Below are 9,577 nucleotides of genomic sequence, written 5' to 3'. Positions count from 1 at the left end.
GTGATATAGAAACCAACTATAGCCTGGAAAAAGCGACAAAAGTGAAAGCGGCTGCCCAGATGGTCGTCAATTATTGTCAAACGCTCGCTGAGCGAGATGAAGTGATTTTCAAATATCCTAAGATGGTGTTAGGTGTTGGTGAAAAAGAATGCCAGCAACTTCGTGAGCGTTTTGACAGTTTCAAAACTGTTTTTAGCACCATGCAATTGCTGGAAAAAGAGCAAATTGCTGAGATTGAGCCCAGTGTCATTATGGTTAACGGGCAAATGCGAGAAGAGCCTTGCGTGGCTCTAGCGGTGCTTGATGAGTATGCTGCTGTTGATTATCACCGACTGGCGCAGACGTTTGTCTCCGAAGCCAAAAAACGTGATGATAAAGCGCTGCATCTTCACCTCAATAGTCACGTTGAAACTATTGTCGAACAAGACGGCATATTCACGATAGTGACCAAAGGGCAGGTTATTAAAGCCAAAAATGTAGTGGTATCGGCTGGTGGACACAGTCTTCTTCTCGCACAGGAAATGGGGTATGGACTTGAGTTCTCCTGTTTACCCGTAGCGGGTAGTTTTTATTTCACACCCCCCTTACTTAATGGGAAAGTGTATACAGTCCAGAACGACAAATTGCCGTTCGCTGCTGTTCACGGCGATCCTGATGTCCTGGTTGAAGGAAAAACCCGTTTTGGACCGACAGCATTGTTATTACCCTTGCTTGAACGATACAACAGCAAAACGTTTATTGAATTTCTGAAAGTACTAAAGTTGGATCGCCGTGTATTTAAGGTTTTCTGGGACCTATTCAAAGTCAGTGACATCCGTAACTATATTTTCAAAAACTTTTTATTTGAAGTGCCAGGGCTTCGTCGCTGGTTATTTTTAAAAGATGCCCGCAAGATCGTGCCTTCCTTACAGCTGAAAGACGTGACATTTGCTAAGGGCTTTGGCGGGGTTAGACCACAACTTATCGATAAAAAATCATCAACATTGATGCTCGGTGAAGCCAAAATTAATCCTGGTACCGGTATTGTATTCAATATGACACCATCACCCGGCGCCACCAGTTGTCTTGAAAATGCTGAGATTGATATGCGTCTAGTGACCGGTCGTCTTGGTGCCAGAGTTGATGAAGCTAAACTGGCAAAAACGCTTAAAGTTTCCTAAATTTCATTTCAGCTTTATCGTTGGAAGACGATATATAATTTATCCATAAGCATAAAGTGAATTGAGGCACCTAATGGAAGCGAGTAGATCAGGCAAGGGTAAAGGTGGAAACTTACGTGATCAAAGACAGGTGTTTACTTTCTTTGTTGAAGATATGATGTTCGGTCTCAATGTCGATAACGTGTTGATGCTCGACCAGAATGTTGACAAAATTCAACGCGTTCCAGTAGAAGACCGGGGCTTTTGTGGTGTGATCAAGTTCCAGGGAATCGTCGTGCCGGTATTGGATTTTGCACACCGTGTTGGCGTGCGTTCTGGTTTCGATGCAAAAAAACAGTTGCTTCAACAAATTAGCCAGAGAGAAAGTGACCATCTGGACTGGGTTCGCCAGTTAAGTCAGAGTCTGAGCAATGATGAACCATTTCTTTTGGATATAGCGGCATCTGATTGCGACGCTGCTCTCTGGTTCCGTCAGTTTGATTCCCGTGATGAAACATTGAATGAGATCATCCATGCTTTTATCCAGCCACATAATGAATTGCATGAAGTGGGGGAACAGGCGATGAATCAAGTACGCAGGAAAGGCTCTGATAATGTCGTTACCGACTTTAAGTTAAAAGCTAATCAACTATTGTTAAAGTTAAAAAATCTGGGAAAGCGCGCCAAAGAACAAGTCGAGAGTGACATGCGACAGGTGTTATTGTTCATCACCGATGATGGTAAAACGCCACGCTACGCACTGTTGATTGATGAAATCAACGATGTGCTCAGCTATGATTCGTCCGAGTTTCAATCAACATCAACTGGCGCGTTGGCTCAAATCAAAAAAATACGCGATATTTTGGCAGGTATCTACAGCCGCGAAGAACAGAGGGATTGTTTATTTTTTGATATCAATAAACTGGCTGATGAAGAACACACTCAGGTTCAAAATAGCGCATGAGAATTACCTGCCGGTAACAACCGGTTCTCTATATGAATTCATCTCCATACATCACTGCTGAGGGCATGTTTCGACTCAATCAGGAATTGAGTGAACGCTGGTCACGACGACGTGAAGTCGTTCAAGCTCTGGCTGCTGCGGCAGCTGAAGGTGACCGTTCTGAAAATGCTGAGTATATCTATCGCAAAAAAGAACTGCGTGAACTTGATCGGCGGATTCGATATTTACAAAAACGTGTTCCTGATCTCAATGTGGTTCATGATGTTCCCGACGACACTGAACGTGTTTTCTTCGCAGCCTGGGTAACGTTGGAAACAGAAGCTGGGGATGAGGTTGAATACCGTATTGTTGGCCCCGATGAAATTGACCATGAAAAGGGCAATATCAGTGTTGATTCACCACTCGCCAGAGCCCTGCTGGGCAAAACGATTGATGATGAGGTTGTGATACGCGTTGAAGACGGCCGGAAACAGTATTTTATTTTAGCTATTCGCTATCAGCAGGCGTAATGCGGTAAATATTACCGCTATCTGTCGCTACCAATAGTGCACCATCCGGTGCTTCGATAACATTTCGAATGCGACTGTTCAGGCTCCTCAATAGACGCTTTTCATCAATAGCCTCATTGTTGTCATTGAGTGTGATGATGTTCAGGTGTTGGAGTTTCATGGCACCTGTCAGCAATTTTCCTTTCCAGTCTTTGAACAGGTCACCCTGATACTGAATCAGGCCGCTCGGTGCAATCGATGGGTCATACATTTTGATCGGTTGTTCCATGCCTTCTTGATGCTCTTTACCGACCGCTAACGGTGCCCAATATTCTTTTCCATAAGAAATCTCAGGCCAGCCATAATTGTTGCCCGCTTCAACAAGGTTAATTTCATCACCACCACGGGGGCCGTGCTCAATAACCCAAAGTGTTACTGTTTGTGGGTTGAAAAACATACCCTGAGGGTTACGGTGTCCGTAACTCCAGATTTCAGGCAGTACATTAGTCTGACCTATGAACGGGTTGTCATCGGGGGCTGTGCCATCAAGATTAAGTCTCAGTATGCTTCCGGCATGATTACTTCGGTTTTGAGCATGATCACGTTCGCCTCGATCGCCAATAGAAAGGAAAACATGACCCGTAGTATCGAAACTAATGCGGCCACCAAAGTGGACTTTATTACCGGTACGTGACTGGGTAACTAAGAGATCCTGCCAATCAGTCAGCCTCGTATCATTAAGTTTGGCTCGCGACAGCGTTGTGGCACCTTGACCATCCACATTTTTATTGTAGCTGAAATACACCCAGCCGCTTTGTGCATAATTATTTGGAAGTGCGACATCAAATAAACCACCCTGTCCTCCAACACGAATATCATCAGGAAGACCAGAAATATCAGCGATTTTTTGACCATCAGCAGTGAGATGAATCAGTTTGCCGCTTCGCTCTGTGACTAATAAACTATTATCTGGTAAGACCACCATTCCCCAGGGAATGGATAAACCCGTAGCTAGTTTTTCAATGTTCAGATCTTTATCACGGTTAATGTCTGCATGAACACTCATGGCCATAGAGATCGTCAAAATGAGACAAGCTTGGGTCAAAAAACGCATAACCACTCCTTCAGTTAAGTTCTGTTAGGAACTACATGACAGCATAGAACAGCCCGCTTTATCGCGTGCCCAATCGGGGCGTTTGGCCGCATATTGCTCATATTGCGGTTGTTCATCGTAAGGATGACGCATCACATCCAGTAATTCATTGACCAACGAATGATCACCTTGTTCCGATTTATCTATTGCCAGTTGTGACAGGTAATTACGAAGTATATATTTGGGATTAACGCGGTTCATATTGATTTTACGAGTGGCATCGTCAATTCCATCTTCATTCACCCGTTTCAGGTAGCGTCTTAGCCAGGCACAGATATCTTTTCTATCTTCTTTGCTCATACCCTCAGGCGCGTAGAAAGCGGGCATTAACGGCTCAAGCAAACTCTCATCCTCTTTTGCACTATCCTGCGTTTTTATATCTGCCAGACGACGATAAAAAATTGTCATGTCGGTCTCGGTTAGCTGCATGACTTTATTCAGTTCCTGATTCAATTCTTCATCATCGGCTCTGAATGCGGTTAAGCCTAATTTATCTGCGCGCATTTGCTGCCATTTATTGGTGTAGACCGTAACGTAATCGTTCAGAATGTTACGTAACGCCTCCGCATCATCAATCAAAGGATAAATGGCATTCGCCATTTGTAGCAGGTTCCACTGGGCTATCTGGGGTTGGGCACCAAAGCGATAGCGTTTGCCAACCGCATCGGTTGTATTGGGTGTCCAGTTGGGATCGTAATCATCAATCCAGCCGTAGGGGCCGTAGTCGATCGTCAAGCCTAAGACAGAGGTATTGTCAGTGTTAAACACACCGTGAACGAAGCCTACTCGCAGCCAGTCAACCACCATATCGGCGGTGCGTTCACAGATCTCCCTGAACCAATCGAGATAAGTGTCTTTGCCCGGTTCACCAAGATGGGGAAAGTCGGTCGCAATCGTGTAATCGACCAATTGTTTAAGCGTGTCGATATCACCTCTTGAAGTGAAAATTTCATAGCTGCCCAGACGCAAAAATGAAGGTGCAACACGGCAGACTACAGCCCCGGGTTCAGCTTGAGGTCGACCGTCATAGAACATATCGCGGATAACCTCTTCGCCCGTGGTGACAACGCTTAATGCCCGGGTCGTTGGAATGCCCAGATGGTGCATGGCTTCACTACAGAGAAATTCACGGATAGAGGAGCGTAAAACGGCTAGTCCATCCGCAGTCCGCGAGTAGGGGGTTTCGCCAGCGCCTTTGAGTTGCAGGCAAAAGCGTCTGCCTTGCTTGTTAATGACTTCACCAAGATTAATAGCACGACCATCACCCAACTGCCCAGCCCAGTTACCAAACTGATGGCCGCCATAGCATTGGGCATGAGGTGCCATGCCCTCAAGCATTTCATTACCGGCAAAGACTTGAGCAAATTGTTCACTCAGACACGTTGCTTCGTCAAGATCCAGATCTTCTGCCATTTCGCTGGAAAATGCGACCAGTTCAGGTGCGCGCACTTTGCGAGGTTTCACATACGAAAAGCAGGCGCCCAGAACCTGGCGGCAATGATTGTCGGTTTCGGGATCGGCGGGCAATTCCCGGATAAATTTATTGTCGAAATGAAAGTCGAGTCCTGTACCCGTCTCTGTTACAGTTTTTGCTATATGTTCTGTCATGGCTCCATTCTACCAATATAAAAGCGGAGAAAAATGATGCTGATTGGTGTACCCAAAGAAATAAAAAATCACGAATACCGTGTCGGTTTGACACCAGCAGGGGTGCGAGAGTTGAGCACGTCCGGCCATTTAGTTTTAATTGAACGTGATGCTGGCATGGCAATTGGCCTCTCAGATGAAACGTATGAGCAGGCTGGGGCTGAGATTGTTGCTGATGCCAGCACTATCTACCAACGTTCAGAATTGATTGTAAAAGTGAAAGAGCCATTAGCTTCGGAACGTAAACAACTTCAGAAAAATCAGATTTTATTTACTTATCTGCATTTAGCGCCTGATTTTGAACAAACACGCGATCTGATTGAGTCCGGAGCAAGCTGTATTGCATATGAGACGATAACAGATTCAGGCGGCGGTTTGCCGCTTCTGGCGCCGATGAGTGAAGTGGCGGGGCGTATGGCGATTCAAGCGGGCGCTCATGCTTTGGAAAAAACACAGGGCGGCATGGGTATATTACTGGGCGGCGTAGCGGGGGTTTCACCTGCAAATGTGATTGTTCTGGGCGGTGGCGTTGTTGGTATCAATGCAGCCCGTATGGCGATGGGGCTGGGTGCGAATGTCACTGTGCTGGATAAGTCGTTAGCTCGACTTAAGCAACTGGACGAACAGTTCGGTCCGCAATTAAAGACGTTGTATGCCACTGTAGAATCAATAGAAAACATTATACAAGACGCGGATCTTGTGATCGGAGCCGTTCTATTGCCCGGCGCTAAAGCACCGAAGCTCATCACCAAAGGCATGTTATCCATAATGAAAAAAGGCTCGGTTCTGGTGGATGTCTCGATTGATCAGGGCGGTTGTTTTGAAACATCTCGACCCACTACCCACGACGAACCGATTTATGAGGAGCAGGGCGTGGTGCATTATTGTGTTGCCAATATGCCCGGCGGTGTTGCCCGTACTTCAACATTTGCGCTGACAAACGCGACATTACCTTTTGTGATGGCCTTGGCTGACAAGGGGCTTAACACTGCTTTGTCAGAAGACAAACATTTTCTGTCCGGATTAAATGTGCATCAGGGCAAAGTCACTTATCAGGCAGTGGCTGAAGCACATGGGTTTGAGTACGCCAATCCGGTATCGCTGTTTAATTAAACAGCCGGGTTCCAGATTCGTTGCCATACCCAGTTTATGCCTTCGCGCCGGTTGGATTTTGTGCGAACCCGGTTAGGTAGGGTTGGTTGAATGCCGCCATCTGAATTCTTAGCAAGCTTGAACCGGAAAAAGTATGACGGCTCCATGCCCATTCGTAAGTCCGAAGCAACGATATTATCGGCCTGTTTTTCGAGTTTAAACAGTCCGTTTGTGAACCAGTCGATACGTTGAAATGCATTCAGTTCCTGCAAGTTTTTAATCAACCCGGCACCGCGGTCATAACGATTAAATTCAATGAAATCTGTTTCATCAAAAACAGATTTAAAGCCTTCGTAGTAAACCTCGTCATCGATTACCACGATCCGCCATAAGAGCGTATTAAATGCGGTCGCAGACACCTGCATATGTGAATAGGTAATAGCTTGCTCAGCCAGAGCCTGTTGGGTCTGACTTTCGATATACTGCTGAGCAGCGTATCCCCAGATGAGATAAAGACAGCTAAAAGCAAACCCACAGCGCATTATCTGATTACTTAATTCCTTCTTGGGCATCACTAGAACCGCTAGAAATCCTGCGAGCAGTGGTATTGAGTATATGGGATCGATGATAAATACGCTGCCGCCTGAGGCTGGTGAAGGCATCATAGGCCAGAAAAGCTGGGTTCCGTAAACCGTTAACGCATCGAGACCGGCGTGCGTTATCAAAGTCAGCCAGATAAGTAAAAGCCACTGAGTAAAGCTGAATGTTTTATCCACTCGCTGTATTAAGAATGCTAATAAGGGAGCAACAGCACTGTGTACAAACCATGAATGGGTCCAGCTCCGATGAAACGTCATGGCGTCCAGGTCGTTATCGTAGGCTATAAACACATCCAGATCAGGCACTACTGCGATAGCTGCACCCCACAGCATAGCTTTTCTGCGAGAGGTCTTTCCCGCAACGGCATAGCCGACCGCGCCACCCAGTAATGCTTGTGTAAGAGTATCCATTCTGATTCCTATGATGTATCTATTTCCAAGGCGGTTTGTTCTTCTAATCACATAATGTTGTTGCGGGAAAATTTTCCCTGTTATACATTCAATGTTTCATTAAGCCAGACGCAGATCTGACCCGCAACCCAACGAAATCACTCATCATATGAAAAAGAATGCGCAACTGAGACAACCAACGCAAGCTGAAATTCAACCTGTTTTAAATGCACTGAATACCGGTCAATTAGCTGTAGCTGAGTCTGCAGCCAAGAAAATGATCAAGCAATTTCCCAATGCTTTTGTATTCCATAACCTTTATGGCAACGCCTTGGCCGGACAAAACAAATTTAAAGATGCGGTAGAGGCATTTCGTAAAGCTTTGAAGATTGACCCCAATATTGCCGAGATACATTTTAATGTCGGTATTTTATTGACCAATCTCAACCGGACTGACGAAGCAATTAACAGTTATCGAAAAACAGTTAGTCTTAAACCCTCACTGGTTGATGCCCATTACAATCTGGGTGTTGCCTATCAATCTCAACAGCAATTCGAAAAAGCGGGTAAAAGTTATCAAAAAGCGATTGAGCTGCAACCAGGCTTTTATGAAGCGATGGCCAACCTTGGTGTTGTGTTACAAGAGCAGGGTAGGTTAGATGAGGCTGTGGAAGCATACAACAATGCTTTAGCTGTTAATCAGGATGCACAAACCTTTTTTAATTTGGGAACGGCACTCAAGAATCAAGGAAAACTCGGTGGTGCTATCGAAGCCTATAATCAGGCCTTAGCGATTAATCCCGACTACGCTGAAGTTCACAGTAATATTGGTGAAGTATTAAGGGAACAGGGCCGTTACGATGAGTCCGTGAAAGCCTACAAACACGCCTTGAATCTGGACCCGGATTTACCGCTGGCTAATTATAGTCTGGCTGTGTATCTCTATGATAGTGGTGATTTGGATGCGGCATTGGAACATTTCCAGCGTTCACAATTTGCTGACTGGCAAGAGCGATCGCTCTATTGTCTGTATAAAACAAGTCAGTTTGATGCGTTTAGACAGGGACTTGATGAGCTCAAGCGTAAAAAGGATAACTCACCTTTTCTGGCTACCTTAGCCGGACATTATGCCGATAACTTTGATACAGAAAATGATTATAATTTTTGCAAAAATCCGCTCGACTTTGTTTTCCATACAGACATTCCCGAATTGAAAGGCGATAGTGACTTACTCAAGCAATTATTGATTGATATAGAAACCTGTGATGCCGAAGAAAAATCACAAGGCCGATTACACAATGGCGTGCAATCAGCGGGTAATCTATTTAAGCGTTCCGAAAGCTCTTTCAGAAAATTAGCTGAATTGGTCACTGAGGCGATTAATCGCTATCGTCACACTTTCGCTGGTGAAAACTGCCAGTTTGTTAAAGCTTTCCCCAAAAATACCGAATTTGCCAGCTCGTGGTATGTACGTATGCGAACCGGGGGACATCTGACGTCACATATTCATGAAGAAGGCTGGGTCAGTGGGTCGTTGTACTTGTCATTACCGAAAAATAAACAGCATGAGCATGAGGGCAGCATTGAACTCAGCACGCATGGCGATGATTATCCTAAAAAACATGATAACTTTCCCACTAAGACTATTGCCCCGGAAGTGGGCGATCTGGTGATGTTTCCTTCCTCTGTTTTCCATAGAACCATTCCGTTCAGTTCTGACGAAGAACGGATTTGTATTGCGTTTGATTTGAAGCCAGCTTAGTTCAGGAAATGGGGTAACACTCATCATTGTTAATAGGCATATGAGTTAGTGACGTTAATGTGCGATAGTCACTTAATCATCTAAGCCCTATTATGTTGGGACTGGTACTGAATTTGACCTAAGGTTGAGTTTTCACTCCCGAGTACGCCATAAACCGCAAGGAAATAATATGTCACAACAAGCCCACCAGTCTTTTCTTTCACGCTGGAGCCCTGCTGAAATAATGCTGGCGGTTTTGTTTCTACTGGCACCACTTTACTACCACCCAAACCTTGGTGGTGAGGGACTCAGGATTCCGCATAACGCAACAATTTGGTTGGTGGCACTGATTTTTATTACTTTT

The 9,577-nt window shown here is 45.3% G+C and carries 8 protein-coding genes; 5 read left to right on the top strand and 3 right to left on the bottom strand.

Features of this window, described 5'->3' with window-relative positions; genetic code table 11:
• The 3 genes from ACTF5U_RS11820 to greB form a co-directional block, all read left to right on the top strand.
• Positions 1–1,160, top strand: a 1,160-nt coding sequence (locus ACTF5U_RS11820) for an FAD-dependent oxidoreductase (protein WP_438971836.1), incomplete at its 5' end; no start/stop codon positions are given.
• A 73-nt stretch (positions 1,161–1,233) separates the two neighbouring features.
• Positions 1,234–2,103 carry a chemotaxis protein CheW gene (locus tag ACTF5U_RS11815; protein WP_438971835.1) on the top strand — a complete coding sequence of 290 codons (870 nt, stop codon included), beginning with the start codon at positions 1,234–1,236 and terminating at the stop codon, positions 2,101–2,103.
• Between the two features lie 32 nt (positions 2,104–2,135).
• Positions 2,136–2,612 (top strand): transcription elongation factor GreB, encoded by a 477-nt coding sequence (gene greB / locus ACTF5U_RS11810; protein ID WP_438971834.1) that lies wholly within the window; start codon positions 2,136–2,138, stop codon positions 2,610–2,612.
• Here greB and ACTF5U_RS11805 read toward each other — a convergent pair.
• Entirely contained in the window at positions 2,590–3,705 is a 1,116-nt protein-coding gene (locus ACTF5U_RS11805) for a PQQ-dependent sugar dehydrogenase (protein ID WP_438971833.1), read from the bottom strand. The genes greB and ACTF5U_RS11805 overlap by 23 nt on opposite strands.
• A 24-nt stretch (positions 3,706–3,729) precedes the next feature.
• Entirely contained in the window at positions 3,730–5,352 is a 1,623-nt protein-coding gene (locus ACTF5U_RS11800; protein ID WP_438971832.1) for a protein adenylyltransferase SelO, read from the bottom strand.
• 33 nt (positions 5,353–5,385) lie between these two features.
• Here ACTF5U_RS11800 and ald point away from each other — a divergent pair, with 33 nt between their 5' ends.
• Entirely contained in the window at positions 5,386–6,504 is a 1,119-nt protein-coding gene (gene ald / locus ACTF5U_RS11795; protein WP_438971831.1) for an alanine dehydrogenase, read from the top strand.
• Here ald and ACTF5U_RS11790 read toward each other — a convergent pair.
• The gene (locus ACTF5U_RS11790; RefSeq protein ID WP_438971830.1) at positions 6,501–7,493 is read right to left on the bottom strand and encodes a metal-dependent hydrolase; all 993 of its coding nucleotides are present in this window, start codon (positions 7,491–7,493) and stop codon (positions 6,501–6,503) included. The genes ald and ACTF5U_RS11790 overlap by 4 nt on opposite strands.
• Positions 7,494–7,641: 148 nt before the next feature.
• On the opposite strand from ACTF5U_RS11790, the gene ACTF5U_RS11785 reads away from it, so the two are divergent.
• Positions 7,642–9,234, top strand: a complete 1,593-nt coding sequence (locus ACTF5U_RS11785) for a tetratricopeptide repeat protein (RefSeq protein ID WP_438971829.1) — start codon at positions 7,642–7,644, stop codon at positions 9,232–9,234.
• Positions 9,235–9,577 lie beyond the last annotated feature (343 nt).

This window comes from Methylophaga sp., assembly GCF_965655755.1.
GTDB lineage: Bacteria > Pseudomonadota > Gammaproteobacteria > Nitrosococcales > Methylophagaceae > Methylophaga.
The sequence above is the reverse complement of the archived record's forward strand: the minus strand, read 5'-3'. Positions and strand labels throughout refer to the sequence as shown.